This is a genomic window from Phyllobacterium ifriqiyense, from assembly GCF_030817885.1.
Lineage (GTDB): Bacteria > Pseudomonadota > Alphaproteobacteria > Rhizobiales > Rhizobiaceae > Phyllobacterium > Phyllobacterium ifriqiyense.
The window spans coordinates 1,452,673-1,470,778 of record NZ_JAUSZT010000003.1 but is presented as its reverse complement, the minus strand read 5'-3'; the positions used below and the strand labels follow the sequence as shown (position 1 = coordinate 1,470,778).

General features: G+C 53.9%; 20 protein-coding genes, 1 pseudogene and 1 riboswitch. Of the genes and pseudogenes, 6 read left to right on the top strand and 15 right to left on the bottom strand.

Features of this window, described 5'->3' with window-relative positions; all coding sequences use genetic code 11:
• Nucleotides 1–18 precede the first annotated feature (18 nt).
• Together QFZ34_RS14670 and QFZ34_RS14665 are read left to right on the top strand one after the other, a co-directional pair.
• Nucleotides 19–432, top strand: coding sequence for a VOC family protein (locus QFZ34_RS14670; protein WP_115051474.1), 414 nt, complete (start codon nucleotides 19–21; stop codon nucleotides 430–432).
• Between the two features lie 10 nt (nucleotides 433–442).
• Entirely contained in the window at nucleotides 443–1,300 is an 858-nt protein-coding gene (locus tag QFZ34_RS14665; protein WP_307282270.1) for a DMT family transporter, read from the top strand.
• 6 nt (nucleotides 1,301–1,306) lie between these two features.
• Here the strand turns inward: QFZ34_RS14665 and QFZ34_RS14660 are convergent, their stop codons facing one another.
• From QFZ34_RS14660 to QFZ34_RS14650, 3 genes are read right to left on the bottom strand one after another with little or no spacing between them, the layout of a single operon-like run.
• On the bottom strand, nucleotides 1,307–1,648 hold the full coding sequence (locus QFZ34_RS14660) for a hypothetical protein (protein WP_307282268.1): 342 nt from the start codon (nucleotides 1,646–1,648) through the stop codon (nucleotides 1,307–1,309).
• A 49-nt stretch (nucleotides 1,649–1,697) separates the two neighbouring features.
• Nucleotides 1,698–1,928, bottom strand: a complete 231-nt coding sequence (locus QFZ34_RS14655) for a helix-turn-helix domain-containing protein (protein WP_115051477.1) — start codon at nucleotides 1,926–1,928, stop codon at nucleotides 1,698–1,700.
• A 60-nt stretch (nucleotides 1,929–1,988) separates the two neighbouring features.
• Nucleotides 1,989–2,891 (bottom strand): LysR family transcriptional regulator, encoded by a 903-nt coding sequence (locus QFZ34_RS14650; protein ID WP_115051478.1) that lies wholly within the window; start codon nucleotides 2,889–2,891, stop codon nucleotides 1,989–1,991.
• Between the two features lie 138 nt (nucleotides 2,892–3,029).
• Here QFZ34_RS14650 and QFZ34_RS14645 point away from each other — a divergent pair, with 138 nt between their 5' ends.
• The 3 genes and pseudogenes from QFZ34_RS14645 (at nucleotide 3,030) to QFZ34_RS14635 (ending at nucleotide 6,615) form a co-directional block, all read left to right on the top strand.
• Nucleotides 3,030–3,854, top strand: a complete 825-nt coding sequence (locus QFZ34_RS14645; RefSeq protein ID WP_307282263.1) for an aldo/keto reductase — start codon at nucleotides 3,030–3,032, stop codon at nucleotides 3,852–3,854.
• Nucleotides 3,855–4,072: 218 nt separating this feature from the next.
• Nucleotides 4,073–5,258, top strand: a pseudogene (locus tag QFZ34_RS14640) (MFS transporter).
• 67 nt (nucleotides 5,259–5,325) lie between these two features.
• Complete coding sequence (locus QFZ34_RS14635; protein WP_307282260.1) at nucleotides 5,326–6,615, top strand: hypothetical protein; 1,290 nt, start codon at nucleotides 5,326–5,328, stop codon at nucleotides 6,613–6,615.
• Between the two features lies 1 nt (nucleotide 6,616).
• Here QFZ34_RS14635 and QFZ34_RS14630 read toward each other — a convergent pair whose 3' ends face one another.
• From QFZ34_RS14630 to QFZ34_RS14590, 9 genes are all read right to left on the bottom strand, one after another.
• Nucleotides 6,617–7,189, bottom strand: a complete 573-nt coding sequence (locus tag QFZ34_RS14630) for a hypothetical protein (RefSeq protein ID WP_307282258.1) — start codon at nucleotides 7,187–7,189, stop codon at nucleotides 6,617–6,619.
• 4 nt (nucleotides 7,190–7,193) lie between these two features.
• Nucleotides 7,194–7,781 carry a hypothetical protein gene (locus QFZ34_RS14625; RefSeq protein ID WP_307282257.1) on the bottom strand — a complete coding sequence of 196 codons (588 nt, stop codon included), beginning with the start codon at nucleotides 7,779–7,781 and terminating at the stop codon, nucleotides 7,194–7,196.
• On the bottom strand, nucleotides 7,781–8,365 hold the full coding sequence (locus tag QFZ34_RS14620; RefSeq protein WP_115051484.1) for a hypothetical protein: 585 nt from the start codon (nucleotides 8,363–8,365) through the stop codon (nucleotides 7,781–7,783). The genes QFZ34_RS14625 and QFZ34_RS14620 overlap by 1 nt, the downstream gene beginning before the upstream one ends.
• A 114-nt stretch (nucleotides 8,366–8,479) precedes the next feature.
• A complete protein-coding gene (locus QFZ34_RS14615; protein ID WP_307282253.1) occupies nucleotides 8,480–9,337 on the bottom strand; it encodes a D-alanyl-D-alanine carboxypeptidase family protein in 858 nt (285 codons plus the stop codon).
• Nucleotides 9,338–9,419: 82 nt separating this feature from the next.
• Nucleotides 9,420–10,466 carry an L-idonate 5-dehydrogenase gene (locus QFZ34_RS14610; RefSeq protein ID WP_307282251.1) on the bottom strand — a complete coding sequence of 349 codons (1,047 nt, stop codon included), beginning with the start codon at nucleotides 10,464–10,466 and terminating at the stop codon, nucleotides 9,420–9,422.
• Entirely contained in the window at nucleotides 10,463–11,869 is a 1,407-nt protein-coding gene (locus tag QFZ34_RS14605; RefSeq protein WP_115051487.1) for a TRAP transporter large permease, read from the bottom strand. The genes QFZ34_RS14610 and QFZ34_RS14605 overlap by 4 nt, the downstream gene beginning before the upstream one ends.
• Nucleotides 11,870–11,872: 3 nt before the next feature.
• Nucleotides 11,873–12,445 carry a TRAP transporter small permease gene (locus QFZ34_RS14600; protein ID WP_307282249.1) on the bottom strand — a complete coding sequence of 191 codons (573 nt, stop codon included), beginning with the start codon at nucleotides 12,443–12,445 and terminating at the stop codon, nucleotides 11,873–11,875.
• Between the two features lie 66 nt (nucleotides 12,446–12,511).
• Entirely contained in the window at nucleotides 12,512–13,486 is a 975-nt protein-coding gene (locus QFZ34_RS14595) for a sialic acid TRAP transporter substrate-binding protein SiaP (RefSeq protein WP_115051489.1), read from the bottom strand.
• A gap of 33 nt (nucleotides 13,487–13,519) precedes the next feature.
• Nucleotides 13,520–14,263, bottom strand: coding sequence for a FadR/GntR family transcriptional regulator (locus QFZ34_RS14590; RefSeq protein WP_307282244.1), 744 nt, complete (start codon nucleotides 14,261–14,263; stop codon nucleotides 13,520–13,522).
• Between the two features lie 304 nt (nucleotides 14,264–14,567).
• Between QFZ34_RS14590 and QFZ34_RS23385 the strand changes: the two genes are divergently transcribed.
• Nucleotides 14,568–15,341, top strand: coding sequence for a transglycosylase SLT domain-containing protein (locus QFZ34_RS23385; protein ID WP_370878774.1), 774 nt, complete (start codon nucleotides 14,568–14,570; stop codon nucleotides 15,339–15,341).
• A gap of 22 nt (nucleotides 15,342–15,363) precedes the next feature.
• Here the strand turns inward: QFZ34_RS23385 and thiD are convergent, their stop codons facing one another.
• The 3 genes from thiD to QFZ34_RS14570 all read right to left on the bottom strand — a co-directional run bounded on the left by thiD (nucleotide 15,364) and on the right by QFZ34_RS14570 (nucleotide 18,013).
• Complete coding sequence (gene thiD / locus QFZ34_RS14580; RefSeq protein WP_115051492.1) at nucleotides 15,364–16,164, bottom strand: bifunctional hydroxymethylpyrimidine kinase/phosphomethylpyrimidine kinase; 801 nt, start codon at nucleotides 16,162–16,164, stop codon at nucleotides 15,364–15,366.
• Nucleotides 16,161–16,826 carry a thiamine phosphate synthase gene (thiE, locus tag QFZ34_RS14575; protein WP_370878852.1) on the bottom strand — a complete coding sequence of 222 codons (666 nt, stop codon included), beginning with the start codon at nucleotides 16,824–16,826 and terminating at the stop codon, nucleotides 16,161–16,163. The genes thiD and thiE overlap by 4 nt, the downstream gene beginning before the upstream one ends.
• 64 nt (nucleotides 16,827–16,890) lie before the next feature.
• Nucleotides 16,891–16,994, bottom strand: a riboswitch (TPP riboswitch).
• Between the two features lie 50 nt (nucleotides 16,995–17,044).
• Nucleotides 17,045–18,013 (bottom strand): TadE/TadG family type IV pilus assembly protein, encoded by a 969-nt coding sequence (locus tag QFZ34_RS14570; protein ID WP_307282240.1) that lies wholly within the window; start codon nucleotides 18,011–18,013, stop codon nucleotides 17,045–17,047.
• Nucleotides 18,014–18,106: the final 93 nt, after the last annotated feature.

The window sequence follows — 18,106 nt, the reverse complement described above, 5'->3', positions numbered from 1 at the left end:
TGCTTTCAGGAAATACCCATGCGCTCCTTGTTTCATTTTGCCTATCATGTAACCGATCTCGATGAAGCTCGTCGCTTCTATGGCGAGATTCTTGGCTGCGAGGAGGGTCGCAGCACGGAAACATGGGTTGATTTCGATTTCTTTGGTCATCAGATTTCGCTGCATTTGGGCAAGCCATTCGAGACAACCAATACCGGCAAGGTGGGAGATCACATGGTGCCCATGCCGCATTTCGGCATCATACTTGCGCTTGAAGATTGGAACAGGCTGGCAGATCGGCTGAAGGCTGCAAATGTGGAATTTGTCATGCCACCGGTTGTACGCTTTAAGGGCGAGCCGGGCGAACAATGGACAATGTTCTTCCGCGATCCGTCAGGCAATCCCATCGAAGTCAAAGGCTTTGCCGACTTCGCCAGCATCTACGCCAAGTAGCTTAAAATTCATGGAAGTGCCGCCGTCCAATATCAAGGCTGCGTTCTGGATGACCGGATCGCTGGCAGCCATCATTCTGATGGCGGTCTCCGGCCGCGAAGCTTCCAAAGAGCTGAATGTCTTTCAGATCATGGAGATGCGGTCGTTGATCGGCCTCGCCATGCTTTATCCGCTTATCCGCTCATCGGGCGGTATAAGAGCGATGCGAACCAGCCGCATCTGGCAGCATTTGGGCCGTAATACTGCACATTATGCCGGTCAGTTTGCATGGTTGATGGCGCTGTCAATGATCCCCTTGGCGCAGCTCATTGCAATCGAATTCACCACGCCAGCCTGGACCGCGATCATGGCCGTGGCGTTTTTGGGCGAGCGGCTCAATATCTGGCGCATGCTTACAATAGCGCTTGGAATTATCGGCGTGATCATTATCGTTCGCCCCGGTATCGGCACCATTGAAATCGGTCAATTGATCGTGCTTGGCGCCGCTTTTACCTTCGGGATTTCTTTCACTATGGTCAAATCTCTGACGCGCACGGAAAGCGTGGTCAAGATCATTTTCTGGATGCTGGTCATTCAGTCGGGCATCGGTCTTTTACCTGCCCTGTATAGCTGGCAATGGCCGAGCCTACACGTCATGCCATGGGTTATCATTATTGCCTTCACCGGCACATTCTCGCATTTCTGCATGGCGAAAGCTTTGCTCTATGCCGATGCCACTGTGGTCATTCCCATGGATTTTCTTCGCGTGCCCCTCACCGCAATCGTCGGCTGGCTGGTCTATTCCGAACATATCGATGTCTATACTGCCATCGGCGCGGCGCTGATCCTTTCGGGCAATTTGCTCAACCTCAAGAATCGCAAGTCCTAGAGAGGTCTATTCGTCGGGCTTCTGCATGTCTGATTTATCGGCGTCATTCTTGGCCAGATCCTGCATTCGCGCTTCCGCAGCAGAGGACAGATGCGACCAGATTTTTGCAAGGCTGCCAGCGGCGCGGCTATAGGTTTCGTCAAGCCCCGGCTTGTTGACCAGTTCCTGAACCTCCTTGAAATCATCGACACCTTTTTGAATTACCCGGTGCAGCCTGGAAACCTGTTCCAGCGTAAGGCTGGGCTTTGAAAGGGCCGCGGGAACCTGCTTTACAAGCTGCTGAACCAGATCGGCATGCTGCTTGAGCCGCGCGACCCCAGTGTTTTGTATCTTTCCATCTTCTGTCATGGCTGCATATTCGCCTGCATCCGGCACGAAAGACAGCCCATATTGCTAATTAATGCTGAATCTGGGGTGTCACGTCGGGCAGCCCAACCGAATGCGCTATCCGATGTAACTTGCTTGGCTCGGCCTCAGCGCCCGTCTCGATACCATTGAGCTCTTCCACGGTCAGGCCGCTGGCAATTGCGAGATCTTCGACCGTATAACCGAATTTTTCCTTGATTGTTTTTACAAGATTGACCCCGGCAGTGATCGCGGAGGCTGTTGTTTCAATCACATCGGCCATTGTCATCTCCTTGTTTGGAAAATTTGCGTCTCCGGTAATGCGCCGCCGCGAATTTGGTTCCTATGCTTTCGGCATATTCTCCGCCAGAAAATCAATAAATGTGCGCACGCGAGTAGCCAGGTAATCATGCCCGACAAATACAGCATTGATCTGCTCCATATCGCCAGCATTGTAATCCTCCAGAATGACCTCCAGCCGACCAGCTTCTATGTCATCGGCCAGATGAAAATATCCGAGGCGCGCTATGCCCAACCCAGCCAGACACATCTGCCGCACGATTGCGCCGCTGCTCGCCAGAAAATTGCCGGAAATACCCATCCGCTCGATTTCACCGGTATCGCGATTTTTGAATGGCCACTCCTCAAGAGCGCGGCGGAAATTGAAATTCAGGCAATTGTGCTTCTCTAGATCGGCTGGCTGCTTGGGCCTGCCTCGCCTTGCAATGTAGTCCGGAGATGCAACTACAACCTTGCGACTTTCACACAGTTTGCGTGCTTTCAGGTTCGAGTCGCGCATCGGGCCAACGCGAATTGCGATATCTGCTCGCTCGCCGATAAGATCGACCACGCGCTCGCTCAGGGTGAAATCAAGTTCTACCTCGGGGTATAACTCCAGAAATTTCGGCATAAGCGGAAGGATGAGAAATTGACCGACCGCAACCGACGAATTGACCCGCAACAATCCATGCGGCGCGACCGATGCACCAGAGGCGACGACACGCTCGGTTTCTTCTATTTCAGAAATGATCCGTAGCGCACGCTGGCGGTAAATCTCGCCTTCAGGCGTCAATTGCAATGAGCGTGTTGAGCGTACGAGCAAGCGTGTACCGAGCCGATCCTCGATACGGCGGATCATTTTACTGACCGCCGATGGCGAAAGGCCAAGCTTTCTGCCTGCCGCAGAAAAACTGTCCAATTCAACCGCCGTCACGAAGACGTCCATTTCTCCGGCTCTATTATCCATATCAGACCCCGCTACCGCTTATGAATTAATTTCACAACAGCTGGTCGATAACAAGGAATTATCACACTGGCTGTTTAAGCCCATATGAGGCTTTGGATCATGAGATTTTGTAGCTGCCGCAAATGAGAGGAATAAAGAATGTTCAATGTAAGCGCTCATGGAGCCAAAATTCCGGCAATCGGGTTTGGCACGTTCCGTATGCCTGGCGCGGATGTGCTTCGCATGGTTCCCGCTGCTCTGAAGCTCGGCTATCGCCATATTGATACCGCACAGATCTACGGCAATGAAGCTGAGGTGGGTGAAGCAATCAAGAACTCCGGCGTCTCGCGCGGCGATATATTCCTGACCACCAAGGTTTGGGTCGATAAATACAAGCATGATGATTTCATCAAATCGGTCGATGACAGCCTGTCGAAACTAAAGACAGACTATGTTGACCTCCTGTTGCTGCATTGGCCAAAGAGCGATGTGCCTCTGGCTGAGCGCATTGGAGCGCTCAACGAAGTCCGCGATGCGGGCAAGGTCCGTAATATCGGTGTCAGCAATTTCAGTTCAGCCCTCATGGCTGAATCAGTCAAGTTGAGCAAAGCTCCGATCGTGACAAATCAGGTGGAATATCACCCCTATCTCGATCAAAGCACTGTGTTGAAGGCCGCGCGGGATAGCGGCATGAGCATCACCGCCTATTATGCCATGGCCGATGGCAAAATCATTGGCGATCCGGTCATCAAGGCAATCGCCGCAGCCCATGGCAAGAGCGAAGCGCAGGTTGTTCTGCGTTGGCTCATTCAGCAAGAAGGCGTCATCACGCTTTCCAAAACTGTCAGCGAAGAACGCGCCAAGAGCAATTTCGAGATCTTTGATTTCGAACTGACCAATGAAGAAATGCAGGCCCTGCATGCACTTGCCAAGCCAGATGGACGGATTGTCAATCCGGGTCATCTTGCTCCAAAGTGGGATTAACTCTCACCAACTTTGCTATTGGAACGCGGCATCTCCTCAACCGAGGAGGTGCCGCAGTCGCGTTTAGACCTATCTGTGAATTGAATTCATAACCATTGAGCATGATCTGGTCATTATCAATGGAATTGCGATGGCTCATATTGGGGGCAACCAACCGGCCATCAGTAATTTCTATTTGAGGGCTGGCTTAACGCAGCATCCAATCAAAGGATAGGATCATGCCTCTCGCACTTCTGGCGCTGACGATCAGCGCCTATGCCATCGGAACGACAGAGTTCGTCATTGTCGGCCTCTTGCCCACAGTTGCCACAGATCTCAACATTACGTTGCCGCTCGCCGGGCTTATCGTCAGCGTTTATGCGCTTGGCGTCACCTTCGGCGCACCCATACTGACCGCCCTCACAGGCAGAATCGAGCGCAAGCCATTGCTGCTCGGTCTCATGGCCCTGTTCGTCGTCGGCAACACGGCGGCAGCACTCTCGCCTACCTATGAGCTATTGCTCGTCGCCCGCGTCATCAGCGCATTTGCCCATGGCGTGTTCTTCTCGGTAGGCGCAACAATCGCCGCTGATCTGGTTGCACCCAATCGCCGTGCCTCAGCAATCGCCATGATGTTTCTCGGCCTGACTGTTGCTATCGTCACAGGTGTTCCACTCGGCACATTTATCGGCCAGCAACTTGGCTGGCGTGCAACCTTCTGGGCCGTAACCGTGCTTGGCGTCATCGCATTCCTTGCCATTGCATTCCTTTTGCCATCCAAGATCGCAAAAGCCGCCCCTGCCCGCATCATTGATCAGATTCGTGTTCTGGGCAGTGGCCGTCTTCTGCTTGCCTTTGCCATGACCGCGCTTGGCTATGGCGGCACCTTTGTGATGTTCACATTCCTTGCGCCTGTTCTGGAGCAGATCACTGGCTACGCCAATTCCACAGTCAGCCCTCATCCTCGTTCTCTACGGTCTGTCGATTGCTGTCGGTAATATGGTCGGTGGACGTGTTGCCGATGGCAATCCGGTCAAGGCGCTTTCTGTCATGTTCCTGTTGCAGGCCATCACTCTGGCAGTCTTTACCTTTACCGCCATCTCGCCTGTCTGGTCCTTGGTAACACTTGCTGCACTGGGGGCATTGTCCTTCTCCAATGTGCCCGGCCTCCAGCTCTATGTGGTGCAACTCGCCAAGATCCATACACCTGAAACGGTTGACGTGGCTTCGGCGCTGAACATCGCTGCCTTCAACCTTGGCATTGCCGGTGGTGCCTTCCTTGGCGGCATTGTCGTTGCTTCGCCGCTTGGCCTTGGTGCCACACCCTGGGTTGGCTCGCTGCTTGTTATCGGTGCGCTTGGCCTTACCCTTTGGAGCCAGATGCTCGACCGACGCGAGTCTGCCCGGGTTCTCGCCCACGCCTGACAGGCTCAAAACTTGGCAGCCTTGTAAAAATCGGTAAGGTCAGCATGAGATTCGCAAGAGGTTTTTCATGCTGGCCGAAGTGGCACTGCCCATCAAGCTGACTTTCAAGCTCTGGTTGCGCTTCTGGCCCCAATTGGTGGCGGTGGTGCTTCTGGGACTTACTGCTTCCCATATATTGATGTATCTGGCCGTCAAAACAGCCTATATGAACCATTATGCCGGGCTTGGCGTGTTGACCCTCGTTGCGCTTACGCAGCTGGTAACAACTGTTTCCATGATCCAGATTGTGCGCCCGGGACTGCCTTCTGTCAGCGCTGCCCAAGCACAATCCGACAAGGCAGCGGCGGGCAGCGGCTCCGGATTTTCCCGTTTGACGACGATTATCGCTGTCGCCCTTATCCCGTTCTTTGCCTATTATGCAGCCTGGGGTTTTCTTGGCGATACGGTTCGCCAATATTCCCGTTTGGCCCTGTCGATGATGCCCTTTGGCGGAAATGGCAATGTCTTGGATGTCCTAGACTCCAAATGGATATTGCTGTCCGTTGCGCTCTCCTGGCTTGTTCGCTGGTTTGCCAAGACCATGAAAGAACGCACAAAGCGATCTTTCTGGGAAATCGTCATTGTGGTTTGCGAAACCAACTGGATTTTCATCGGTCTCTACATTGTCAGCCGCTGGAAAGATGACTGGATGCAGGCACTGGTCAATGGCAAACTATGGTCATGGTTTGAGCAATTGCTTGCCGGGATCGCGCAACCTGTTTCGGTTGCCTATGCGGCGACAATGATCCCGGTAGAACAGATTCCCGAAAGCTTTGGCACAATTGCCACCAACCTGTTTTTCCACGCGCTTTTACCCGTGATCTGGCTGGTCATGATTGCGCTGGTCTATGGCTATGATGTTCGTGACCAGACAGAACTCATGCGGGTGCATCACCGGGTCGAGCGTTTTGGCGAACGCTACCAGGCAGTGCCTAAATTTATCCGAGACTTTATCAATCACTTCGTCAGCGGCTACCGCTCGCGTTATCTTCCAATCGCCAATGGCGTGCGGCTGACACTGAATTCCGGGCTGCTGCTCATCGTCACGCTCATCCTCGGCTATCGCTTTATCGAGTGGGTGGCCGCTTGGGCGTGGCTGGGCGCAGCCCATATAATCGGCCCGCAACCCGGCAGGGTTTGGGAATTTGCTGGCAATGCGATTGTCTTTTTGTTGGGCAGCCCGATGCAGGATTCTTCCACCGGTCTGCTCGTGGAGCCCTTGCGCATCTGCTTCCTCGCTGCAATTTTGGAAACAGCCTTCTCGATGAGAAAGACAGAGCCTCAATCGGACACCAGCCTTGTGGCGAAGCCAATCTGATCTATTCGGTGCGGGCGAACCTCAGATAATAAGGCCGCTCGCTATAGACACCCAATGTCGGTCGCAATTCACCTGCCACATCGCTTGGCACGAGGAACCGCTCTTCGATCACCATTCTTGTGCCTTTTTCCGCTCCTGAAAATATGGCCGACGTGCATGTCTGGATACCCTCTTTTGCAGGGCGCATTCCGGGAATGGACGTTGGAGACCACGAGCGACCAGCCTTGTCTGTCAGTCGGATTGCACACATGAGCCATCGCTCCTGCAAATTGGTATCGCCGATCTCCACGAGAAATCTTGCAATCACAGGCACGGAACCTGCGGGCAGCGAGCCGGGGCGAATGCCCTCTTGCACCTTCCGCGTCCCGTAAAACTGCCAGGCGCTGCCACCATAATGCTTGACCTCACCCGCAGCCACTTCAGTGGGGTATAGATCGGTATAACGGCTCATTTCCAAATAGTCGCCATAACTGATGGTGAACAATGAGACCGGGACAATCACCAGCAGGGCCCACAGGCCGCGGCGGCGCCAGCGTCGCTCGGAAGGTTGGGTATCATGATCCGTCACGGCCATCGCGTCAGCTTCCCGCAGCCGGTTGTGGACGTGATATGTCGAAACGATCGACGATCAACGGCAGGCCATCATTGAATTTTTTGAAGTCGTCGATTTTGATCCGCGCTTCGGAATCCAATGAGGGTTTCATCTGCGCCGATAGAAGCAGCGTCGCGCCATTGACCTGATCAGGCAATATCTCAAACGCCAGTTGCACCTGTTTCGGCAATCCGGGCTCGAGCATGTAAGGCGGTTGTCCGGGCAACCAGCCAACGCGATTGCTTTGTGCAAATCTGAGGCCGGTAGGTCCTCGCCAGATGGCCGTTGAAACGCCCGTACTTTTGGTTGTTGCAGCAAGCTCTACCAAGGCGACCGCCCAAAGACCGGAGGTCGTAAGCACCTTTTCTTTTCCGAACTGTGTATAAGTCAATTCGCGCGCAAAAATCACCTGATTGAGCGTTACGTCAAATTCGCGTGTGTGCACTCGATCATGCATCTTGCCATAAGCAGCAATCGGCCCTGTGAGTTCGCCATAACGCGGTTTCGTCACCCACATGCCGTACAGCAAGGCCACCGCCACAAGGATGACGGCAATATTCGCCAAGCGGCGCATCAGCCCTGCTCCCTTTGCAGCGGCAAGCGCACCGAACCCACAATGCTTTTGCTCCCCCACCCCGGCGTTCCGGTCAAATTGTTGCGATGCTTGAATCCCCAAGCCTCAATTGCCAGTTCAACATCATTGCCCGCCACCACATCGCTGGGCATCAGCCAGACATAAACCATTTTCTCCGGCATCCCGGGTTGCAGATTTGGCGACATGGATTCATCGCGCGTAAGATAGACCATCGGTTGTTCGGTCTTTTCTGCAATATTGGCAGGCCATTGAAAGATTTTGTAATAGCCGCTATCGGACTCGATCGTGCGGTTCATCAATTCCACTTCAAGGATGATCGCCTTTTGCCCGTCCTTCGGTGTCGTACTGTAAACTTTCTGGTCAGTTACCCGAATTGAAAGAGGCTTGATAAGCCACTTTCCCGCCTCCATGGATTGACCGGCTGTAATTTGCGGAAGCTGCGGCTTTTCAGCCGCTTCAAATGCTCCCAATACAAAGGCGAGCCCCAACGCCGCGAATGAACCAAGCCCTGCTGTCAGCCAGGCCGTAGCCTTGCTGCGAAACGTGACGAAATGGGACCACATCTATCTGCGTCTCTCCACAACCATTCCGTAACCCAGAAAATGAGTCGCGCTGGACAGACCATGCAACAGCAAGGGGGTGTTTTTCAACCCTGCGGAGAAACCGTCCTGATAAGACTACTTGTGTGCGACTTGCGGCAGATAGGCATTAACAAGACTTACAACTTGCGCATCGCGCTGTCTGGCAGTTTCGCCGCCCATCACGACAGCGACGAGCTGGCGGCCATTATCACTGATCGATGTGACGATATTGAAACCGGAGGCGCGAACATAGCCTGTCTTGATGCCATCTGCGCCGTTCAACTGGGCCAGAACACGGTTATGTCCACGGATGATTTTGCCGTCGAACATGAAATCCTGTGCTCCGAAGTAATGATATTGCTGCGGATAATGCTTACGCAAAGACAAGCCCAGCAAAGCCATATCTCGCGCAGTGGTAATCTGCTGCGCGTCGGGCAACCCGGAAGCGTTGTGAAAAATCGTGCCGCGCATACCGAGCTGTCGGCCTTTTGCGGTCATCTGTGCCGCAAATTGCTCTTCAGTTCCGCCCAGATACTCGGCTAAAGCCACGGCAACATCATTAGCGGATTTAACCACCAGCGCCTTGATTGCAGTATCCACATCAATCGTTCTGCCGGGTTTAAGACCAAGCTTGCTTGGTGCCTGCGAGGCCGCACGAGCCGAAATCGGTATCTGCGTATCCTTGCTGATCCGCCCCGATTGCAACGCCTCGAATGTCAGATAAAGCGTCATCATTTTGGTAAGCGATGCCGGTATGCGCGGCAGATCGGCACCCGCTTGATAAAGCACGGCACCCGTGCTGCCATCAACCACGATGGCAGCGGATTTTTCAGTCGTTGGGGCTGGCGTAATTGCCCCAACGGAATCGAGCGACGTTGCCGTCGTGCATCCACTTGCAACGCTTAAGGTCAGACCCAACACAGCTACGAATTTCACGACAGAATGCAAAAACATGGATACTCGCGGCATATTGTGGTTGGACCAGATGCGCCTTGTTAGCTGATTTCAGCGGCAACGCCAAGCGGTCGCATGAGCATCAGGCTGTCAGAACAACCTTGACGCTGCGCGACCTGTCCAGCGCCGTACGGAAGGCCTCTGGCGCGTCGGCGAGTTTGTATTCGCCTGTTACCAGCTTGAGGACATCAATCTTGTTTTCAACAATCAATTCCACAGCCTCGAAGAATTCATCGCCAAAGCGGAATGTGCCGATCAGATCGAGTTCCTTGGACATGACCGCATTGGCAGGCACGGGAATTGATCCACCGGCAAGATTGCCTATCTGAACGACTGTGCCACCACGCCGCACCGTGCGAATGGCCGAGGCAAGCCCTGCAGGGGTGCCCGAGATTTCAAAAGCAATGTCGAATGGTGTTGCCGCAGCAACTTCGGCCAATCTTTCCTCTCCGCCGGAGACATCGACGATCTGGTCTGCGCCCAGCTCTTCGGCAAACTTCAACGGGGCAGCCGCGATATCGACCATTGTCACGGATTCCGCCCCCGCATGTTTCAGTGCCAGCAATGTCAACAGTCCGATTGGCCCGGAGCCAAAGATGATTGTTGACGTGCCCTTCACATGACCGGCACGGCGTACGGCATGCAGGCAGACTGCCAGCGGCTCAGCCAATGCCGCAGCTTGGAATGGCAGATCGTTCGGGACTTTGACGCATTGCGCGGCAACCGCGTCAAACACACTGGCGAAACCGCCCTGCATGTGAGGCGTCTTGGATGCAGAACCCATGAAATAGATATTTTCGCAAAGGTTCGGGCGTCCCTCATGGCAATAGGCACAGGTTCCGCACCAGCGCGACGGATTGACCGCAACACGGTCGCCAACGGCAATACCAGTAACGTCGCGGCCGATTTCGATGATCTCACCGGCAACTTCATGGCCGAGAATGAGCGGCGAAGTGACCACGAAATCGCCCGTCTTTGCATGCCGGAAATAGTGCATGTCAGAGCCACATATCCCGCCGGCACCGAACTTGACCCGCGCCATATTGGGCGCGAGTTCTCCAAGTTCAATGTCAACGACGCGGAGATCTTCCGCTGCAAAAAGCGTGGCAGCGATACCTTTATTACTCATTTTATCAGGCCTAGTTGGGTTGGGAGCCAAAGTGTAATCGCCGGAATGAAGGTAATGGCGATCAGTGCGATGAAGAGCGGCACCAGCCAGGGCAGAATTGCCATGGTGGTTCGCTCCACGGAAAGCTTCGCGACGCGGGACAGTACAAACAGCACCATGCCTAGCGGCGGATGCAACAGACCGATCATGAGATTAAGCGTCATGATCAGTCCGAAATGAACCGGATCAATGTCGAAACCCAAGACCAGCGGCAAAAGGATCGGCACAAGAATTGTGATTGCCGCAATGGTATCGAGGAAGCAACCGACAAACAGCATCAGTATATTGACCAGTATCAGGAACACCCATTTGCTGTCGGTAATCGAGAGGATGGCCGCAGAAAGAAGCTGCGCCGCCTGACTGACCGTCAGGAGCCAAGCGAAAACCGAAGCGGCAGTGACAATAAACAGCACGGAAGCGGTGGTCTCGATTGTATCAAAGCTCGCTTTGGCGAGACTAGCCATTGTCATTGTACGATAGCGTACCAACCCAAGAAATAGTGACCAGAGAACTGCGGCAACTGCTGCCTCGGTTGGCGTGAACCAACCCATGGTCATGCCGCCAATAAGGATCACAGGTGTCATCAGTGCCATGACGGCGGAAAAGTCGAAATACCAGTCGGCAGCCAGCAGAACCACAAGTGCAATGCCGACCGAAGCATTTATAGACAAGCCGGTAAGCGTGAGCAGATAGATGAGGACTGGCACGCAGGCGACGACGACGATTTCCAGCGACGCTTCAAGCAGATTCTTGAGTTCGAATGGCGTGTCGGAACCCCAGCGTTTCACATAGGCGAAGATAGCAACCGTAATCATCATCAAGACGGTCATGACAATGCCCGGGACGATACCGGCCATAAACAGCGCGCCAATGGAAACATTGGCCATCATGCCATAGATAACGAAAGGCAGGGATGGCGGGAAAATAGGACCAAGCGTTGCCGAAGCTGCCGTAACGCCAACCGCTGCTTCCACCGGATAGCCATGATCCTTCATCGCCTTGATTTCGATTGTGCCGATACCGGCGGCATCGGCCAGTGCCGTTCCCGACATGCCAGAAAAGATTACCGAGCCAATAATATTGACCTGCGCCAGTCCGCCCTTCATCCATCCCACAAGCGAAACCGCAAAGGAATAGATGCGGCCTGTCACACCGGCCGAATTCATCAGATTGCCGGCAAGAATGAAAAACGGCACGGCGAGCAGCGGAAAGCTCTCAACCCCGGCGATCATGCGCTGGGCGACAATAATGTCGGGTGCAACACCGAAAAACACGAGATAGAGCACTGACGCCACGGCCATCGAAATTGCGACCGGCACACCGACAATCATCAATAGTAGAAATGAACCAACAAGCAGCAACATTGATCAGCCCTCGATGCTCTGGAATTCTTCGGGACGTTCCAGAACGGAATAGCCACGGCGGATATTGGCAATAAAAACCTGAATGGAACGAAGCAGCATCAGGACGAAAGATAAGAGAACCCCGTAAAAAACGATGTTGCGCGGCAGATCGATTGTCACCATCATTTCGTCGGCAACAATCTCGACATAGCGCCACATCAACCATACAGCGTAAACGAAGAAGCCAATGCGAACGAGATCGACAAAAGTTGCAAGAATGCGGGCAATGGGAGCAGGCAGATAGTGGTAGAGCACGTCTACCTGAATATGGCGGGAAACACGCACACACATGACAGAGCCGAGAAACACGACGCCGATCAAGCAGTTGATGGCGATTTCCTCAGTCCAGGCATAGCTGTCATTGAGGACATAGCGTGTGAAAAACTGCAAGAAAACGCAGCCGGTCATCAGCCAGAAGACGACGAGCGTCAGCCAATCCTCTACGGCGTATTCGCGCAGGTTAATAACCGGCGCCGCATCCTCGAATGAATGGGCAATTTCTTCCGCTGTGATCTGTGTATGAACTTCCTTGGACATGGCTGTCTCCGTCCTCAGGGCAGAAAAAGAGGCCGGGAGCCAAGGCTGCCCGGCCAGACTGATAGGTTACTTGATGGCGCGAATGGCTTCCCAGTCGGACTTTTCGTAACCGAAGTCTTCAAACTTCACCTTCTCCAGAACGGTCTTTTCAAAGTCAGCCTTGTCGACATCGGTGACTGACAGGCCGCGCTCCTTGAAACTCGCAACAAGTTCCTTTTCCCTAGCCGCAATCGTCTTGGTGGTCTTTTCGGCGGCTTCCTGCATCACATCGCCGAAGATTTTCTTGTCTTCGTCGCTAAGGCTGGCCCAAAGCTGCTTGGAAATGACGGTATTCAGGTGATCGACAATATGGCCGGTCAAAATGATGTTCTTCTGAACTTCGAAGAACTTCTTGGCCTCAATCGTCGTCAGCGGATTTTCCTGCGCTTCGACAGTGCCGTTCTGCAATGCCAGATAGACTTCGGCAAAAGCGATTGGTGTTGTGTTGGCGCCGCAGGCACGCGGCATTGCCAGATAGGCTGGAACGTCCGGGACGCGGATTTTCAACCCGGCCATATCCGAACACTTGGCGATGGGCCTGTTGGCGGTAGTGTGACGCGTGCCATAATAGCTGACCGATGCAATATGATTGCCGGTCTTTTCCTCATAGCCAGCGGCAAGCCGCTTGAAGACATCGCTTTTGGTATAGGCGATCAGATGGTCGGAATCGCGGAAGATATAGGGGAAATAGGTAACGCCGATCGGCTTGGAATCACGGGCAGCAAAGCTTGAACCCGAAATGATGATATCGACTGTGCCGAGCTTCAATCCCTGGTTGATGTCAGCTTCCTTACCAAGCTGAGATGCTGGGAACACGTCAATCTTGTAACGGCCATTGGTGCGCTTGGCGATTTCTTCCGCCGCCCATACGGACTCCGTATGGAATGGTTCGGACGTCTCATAGACGTGCGCCCATTTCAGCGTGGTCTGCGCCTGTGCAACCACTGCCGAAATGGCAAGCGCCGCAGCGGCGCCAAGAAGTGTAGCCAGTTTGAATTTCATTGCTATTTCCTCCCTTATTGAATTTAGTTCGCGTTATTTCTGTCGAGACATCTTTGCAGATTGGTCTCTTTCCGTTTCCAGCTCCTCGTCGAAACTTCTGGAAAATCTCAGCTGCGATTGATGCAGATGATATTGCATCGCAGATTTTGCGCGAGCGGGATCACCACCTGCTATGGCATCGCGTACTGCACGGTGCTCCTCAAAAGCCTCCCGCCATGAAGCCGCACTCTCGAAATAACTGGCCAGCCTGGTGAAATAAGGCGTCATGCGCTGGTCGAATAACTCTCCGACAACGCGGTCGAGCGCGGAATTTTCCATGATGCCGGCAATGGTCGTGTGGAAGGTGCGATCGAGCGCAATCGACACCTGCGGGTTGTTGAATGTGCGCGCCATTTGCGTCAGCACATCGTCCATCGCTTCTATATGTTTCGTTGTCACTGTGCGGGCGGCTTCTTCGGCAATAGCACACTCGATCAGCGCGCGTGCCCGCAATAGCTCGAACGGCCCTTCAAGCTCGTCAGGCTGAATCCGCAGGTGTTTCTCCCGCGGCGACCGCGCCACGTAAACACCTGATCCCATGCGAATATGGATGAGCCCCTCGACCTCAAGGACAATTAAAGCCTCACGAATGGTGGGACGGGAAACGCCAAGTTCCTCCGCCAGTTCACGCTCACCGGGCAAACGTTCTCCGACACCAAGCTGACCATGTTCGATCTGGCTTCGTATCTGGTCTGCCACCTGCCGGTAAAGCCGGCGTGACTGAATGGCTGCGAACATTTAAACCTCCCCACCCGGCTTCCCATTTCCGGCAACTGGTAAACTGGCCTTACCAATATATAACTGATACATTGATATATATGAACGAGTCAACCGCTGGTTCGGATCGGTTTTTACAGGGCAGGTTTTCGCAACTTGTCTCACCTTGACAGGGCGCCCATGAGCATTGTTACATTTTGTATCAGAAAGTGATTGCCTCTAAACCGAACGAACGCGCTATGAGAAACCAATCGTTAAAAGAGATGCTTCGTCAAACCGGTGATAAATGCTGCCTGATACACGATCACTTCGGACATTTGCTTGCTTGAGTTTCGCCTTGGTTTTGGGCGCTTGCACCACGACTGATCCCAAGCTGCCCGAGGCTGCATCACTGCCAATTCCTGAACAATCTCCGCGTGTTGCTGCGGCCGAAGCGCCCGCTAATTCCGATGTGGCCACGGACAGCAAGAGCACCGTCACGGTTGCCACAAGCACGAAAAGCGCCCCTGAATTCAAAGATAACGGTACGCCGCTCGACAGTTTGATTTCAAAATATTCGGTTGCCTACGAAGTGCCTGAATCGCTGGTTCGCCGCATTGTGCATCGGGAAAGCCGCGGTAATCCACAGGCTCGCAACGGTCCCTATTGGGGTCTGATGCAGATGTTGCCCGCGACAGCACGCGGCATGGGTCACACCGGCTCCGCGCAGGATTTGCTGGATGCAGAAACAAATCTCAAATTTGGCGTGAAGTATCTTGCTGGCGCCTACAAGGTTGCCGATAACAATCCTGATCAGGCCGTGCGGCTTTACGCTCGCGGCTATTATTATCAGGCCAAGAAAAAGGGCCTTCTGGAAGAGACCGGCCTGAAACCGTCAAGCACGCCTGTTGCACCCGCGACGATGACGGCGATGGCTCCCGCTGAAACACCGGCTGCCATGCCGGCGCAACTCGCTTATTCAGAAGAACCCGCTGTGGCGTTTCCGGCAGCGATCCCGTTGCCGATGCAACGGCCTGACATTGCTTCGGCAGCCTCCACCAGTGGAGCAACCACAGGCTTGAGCAACGCGACACCAGCCAGCACCGCCGCTCCACTCTGAAATCAAAACTGCACCGGTGCTGCTAGGCCGCCCACCAGCGATGGAAGTGGTGAACCGGCCCACGCCCGCTGCCGACTTTGAGCATTTCGCCAGCCGCCATGGCAGCCGTCAGATAGTCCTTGGCTTCACTAACGGCACCATGCAGAGCCATTCCTTTTGCCAGGCCAGCGGCAATGGCAGACGCTAGTGTGCATCCAGTACCATGATCATTGACTGTCTTGATACGCGGCGTCGAAAATCGCTCCATTCCGGACCCATCAAGCAGAATATCGGTGCTCATATCCCCCTTGGCATGTCCGCCCTTTATAAGTACGGCTGAGGGACCGAGTTCGAGCAGCTTTTTCGCTTGCCGCACCATCTGGGCTTCATCTTCGGCAATCGGCATATTTGTTAGCAAGGCCGCCTCCGGCAAATTGGGAGTCAGCAGCAGCGCGCGCGGCAAGAGAAGCTGGCGCAGAGCGTCGATTGCCGCTGGCTCCAGCAAAGGGTCGCCCGCAGTTGCAACCATGACAGGATCGAACACCGCTTTGCGCTGCCAGCGATCAAGCCCCTGCGCAATTGTCTCTATGGTTGATACTGTCGATACCATGCCGATCTTGATTGCATTCACCTCAAGGTCGGAAAGAACCGCGTCCATCTGAGCCCGGATGATATCGGGCGAAAGATTCTCAATGGCCGTAACACCATGGGTGTTCTGCGCAGTGATCGCGGTGAGCACACTCGCGCCATAAACACCGAGCGCCGAGAAGGTTTTCAAATCGGCCTGGATTCCTGCCCCGCCGCCGCTGTCAGACCCGGCAATAGTCAGCGCTATTGCGGTCATGCTGGCTCTCTTACCTGCAATGCCTCATCCACCGCCGACCGCAAAGTGTGCGCCGCTCCTTGCGGATCGTCCTGACGGAAGATCGCAGAAATGACCGCTACACCATCAGCACCCGCTTCAATGGCAAGCGGCGTGCGCTCGAGCCCAATACCGGCGATAGCGCCTATAGGCAAATGCGGTTTTGCCTTGCGTATGATGGCAGCCAGGCGCTTGAACCCGTCAAAGCCGATCGGTTGCAGGTTTTCCTTGGTGGGTGTTTCAAACAGGCCGCCAATACAGGCATAGTCAATATCGCCATCAATCGCTGCTTGCGCGTCCGGTTCATTCTTGACGGTCAGTCCGATAATCGCATTTGGCCCGAGGAGATGTCGGACATCGGCAACCGCCATGTCTTCGCGCCCCACATGGACACCTTCCACGCCTACGGCAAGCGCAACATCAATCCGGTCATTGACGAGCAGCGGCACGCCTGTCGCCTTGATCGCGGCGTGTATCTGCCGTGCACGATCAATCATGTCACGCGTTGCGGAGTTTTTGTCACGATACTGGATAATTGTTGCACCGCCACGCACCGCAGCCAGAGCCAGCGCCCCTAAATCCTTGTCAGGGCCAATAGCATCAAAATCGACAATAGCATTGAGGCGGTAATCTACATTTGGCACGTCACGGACTCCATTTTCAAAACTGGAGACCCGGATATGTGCGAAGAAAGACGAACCAGCGCGATAATTGCTCAATTCCCGTTCCTACGCCGGCATGATCCGGATCAGGTTCAAGGGTCTTGGCTCAGCGCCATCTCAGCATCGTACGATGCCCCCCTCGGAATGAAATCATGATGAGACGGCGCATCATGGAAGTCAATGCGCCGGTGTTATTTGGCTTAACGCGTCAGGCGGACATATTCCCCGTCAACGGCCTTGCATGCGGCCTTGATCTTGTAAAAGAAGTCCTGCTTATCCCAACCGCCTCCATCTTCCCATCCGTGAAAATGCCATTGCTGATCGCAGTCCAGCAACTCCTCAAGCGTTGCGCCATCTTCTAGTTGCTTAAGCGTGTCCGCTGTGTCCCCTACAAAAAGATACTTTGATTGCGCGGGGTCGTTCGTTGTGAACTTCAGATCATAGTTTTTATATTCGCTATTCGTTGTCGGGCTGCATGTAACATAGCTGCTACTGGTATTGGAATCATATCTACCGATATTGCAGGGCTTCTTTTTGACCTCCATGCGAAGAAAGAACTCTTTGTATTCACCGAGCAAGATCTTGCCGTCAGCCGGGTCTATTATCGTTTTTCCAGTGCCTCGACCATCTTCAGCGGAGAGGTCAGATGCTTCATATATTACCGTTCCCAGCACGACCTCTTTTGTCGTCCCAGGACGAATGACAATCACAGAAACTTTCTTAGCCCAATGTCCATACGCTGCTCCGATCTGGATTTCAGCGCTTGACGGTTTCAATGGTGCCAATGCTTCCGCAAGCACACCTATAGCTACTTTTTCCTTGGCTAGGACCTTCATGAAAAGCGTATTTGTTTCGCCCGCGAGCGATACAATCACGCGTTGATTGCTCGTATCAAAGCCGACCTGCATTTTATCCATCTCGGCGCCGAGATGAGCACGCAGATAGGCGCGTGCACTTGCTTCGGCAGCAGCCTTGTTTTCACCCGTAAAGACGGAGGCTCCGGCCAATGCCGCGGAATCTGCAATGCCCTGCAATCGTGAGCGATCGCCGCTTGCGCGGGTATAATCCACGGCAAGCCCGGTCATTCCCACCATAGGTACGAGCAACAATGCAAATGTGACGGCTGTCGCGCCACTACGGTCTTTCAGAAAGTTTCTTATTTTTTTCATGGCCCACTCCAGTCGCTGGGCAGACCATTGATTCAGCCATGTGAATGACGGCTTATGAAATTCATTCAGATTTTCACCATTCTGCATTCAGGC

Excerpts from the sequence above, each read along its gene's own strand:
- thiD (WP_115051492.1), bottom strand. The coding sequence starts at position 16,164 with ATGACCGCAATAGCGCTGACTATTGCCGGGTCTGACAGCGGCGGCGGG.
- QFZ34_RS14590 (WP_307282244.1), bottom strand. The coding sequence starts at position 14,263 with ATGTTCGCAGCCATTCAGTCACGCCGGCTTTACCGGCAGGTGGCAGAC.
- QFZ34_RS14645 (WP_307282263.1), top strand. The coding sequence starts at position 3,030 with ATGTTCAATGTAAGCGCTCATGGAGCCAAAATTCCGGCAATCGGGTTT.
- QFZ34_RS14655 (WP_115051477.1), bottom strand. The coding sequence starts at position 1,928 with ATGGCCGATGTGATTGAAACAACAGCCTCCGCGATCACTGCCGGGGTC.
- QFZ34_RS14665 (WP_307282270.1), top strand. The coding sequence starts at position 443 with ATGGAAGTGCCGCCGTCCAATATCAAGGCTGCGTTCTGGATGACCGGA.
- QFZ34_RS14610 (WP_307282251.1), bottom strand. The coding sequence starts at position 10,466 with ATGAGTAATAAAGGTATCGCTGCCACGCTTTTTGCAGCGGAAGATCTC.
- QFZ34_RS14660 (WP_307282268.1), bottom strand. The coding sequence starts at position 1,648 with ATGACAGAAGATGGAAAGATACAAAACACTGGGGTCGCGCGGCTCAAG.
- QFZ34_RS14670 (WP_115051474.1), top strand. The coding sequence starts at position 19 with ATGCGCTCCTTGTTTCATTTTGCCTATCATGTAACCGATCTCGATGAA.
- QFZ34_RS14625 (WP_307282257.1), bottom strand. The coding sequence starts at position 7,781 with ATGCGCCGCTTGGCGAATATTGCCGTCATCCTTGTGGCGGTGGCCTTG.
- QFZ34_RS14600 (WP_307282249.1), bottom strand. The coding sequence starts at position 12,445 with ATGTCCAAGGAAGTTCATACACAGATCACAGCGGAAGAAATTGCCCAT.
- QFZ34_RS14630 (WP_307282258.1), bottom strand. The coding sequence starts at position 7,189 with ATGGCCGTGACGGATCATGATACCCAACCTTCCGAGCGACGCTGGCGC.
- QFZ34_RS14650 (WP_115051478.1), bottom strand. The coding sequence starts at position 2,891 with ATGGATAATAGAGCCGGAGAAATGGACGTCTTCGTGACGGCGGTTGAA.
- QFZ34_RS14595 (WP_115051489.1), bottom strand. The coding sequence starts at position 13,486 with ATGAAATTCAAACTGGCTACACTTCTTGGCGCCGCTGCGGCGCTTGCC.
- QFZ34_RS14620 (WP_115051484.1), bottom strand. The coding sequence starts at position 8,365 with ATGTGGTCCCATTTCGTCACGTTTCGCAGCAAGGCTACGGCCTGGCTG.
- QFZ34_RS14635 (WP_307282260.1), top strand. The coding sequence starts at position 5,326 with ATGCTGGCCGAAGTGGCACTGCCCATCAAGCTGACTTTCAAGCTCTGG.
- QFZ34_RS14605 (WP_115051487.1), bottom strand. The coding sequence starts at position 11,869 with ATGTTGCTGCTTGTTGGTTCATTTCTACTATTGATGATTGTCGGTGTG.
- QFZ34_RS14615 (WP_307282253.1), bottom strand. The coding sequence starts at position 9,337 with ATGTTTTTGCATTCTGTCGTGAAATTCGTAGCTGTGTTGGGTCTGACC.
- QFZ34_RS14570 (WP_307282240.1), bottom strand. The coding sequence starts at position 18,013 with ATGAAAAAAATAAGAAACTTTCTGAAAGACCGTAGTGGCGCGACAGCC.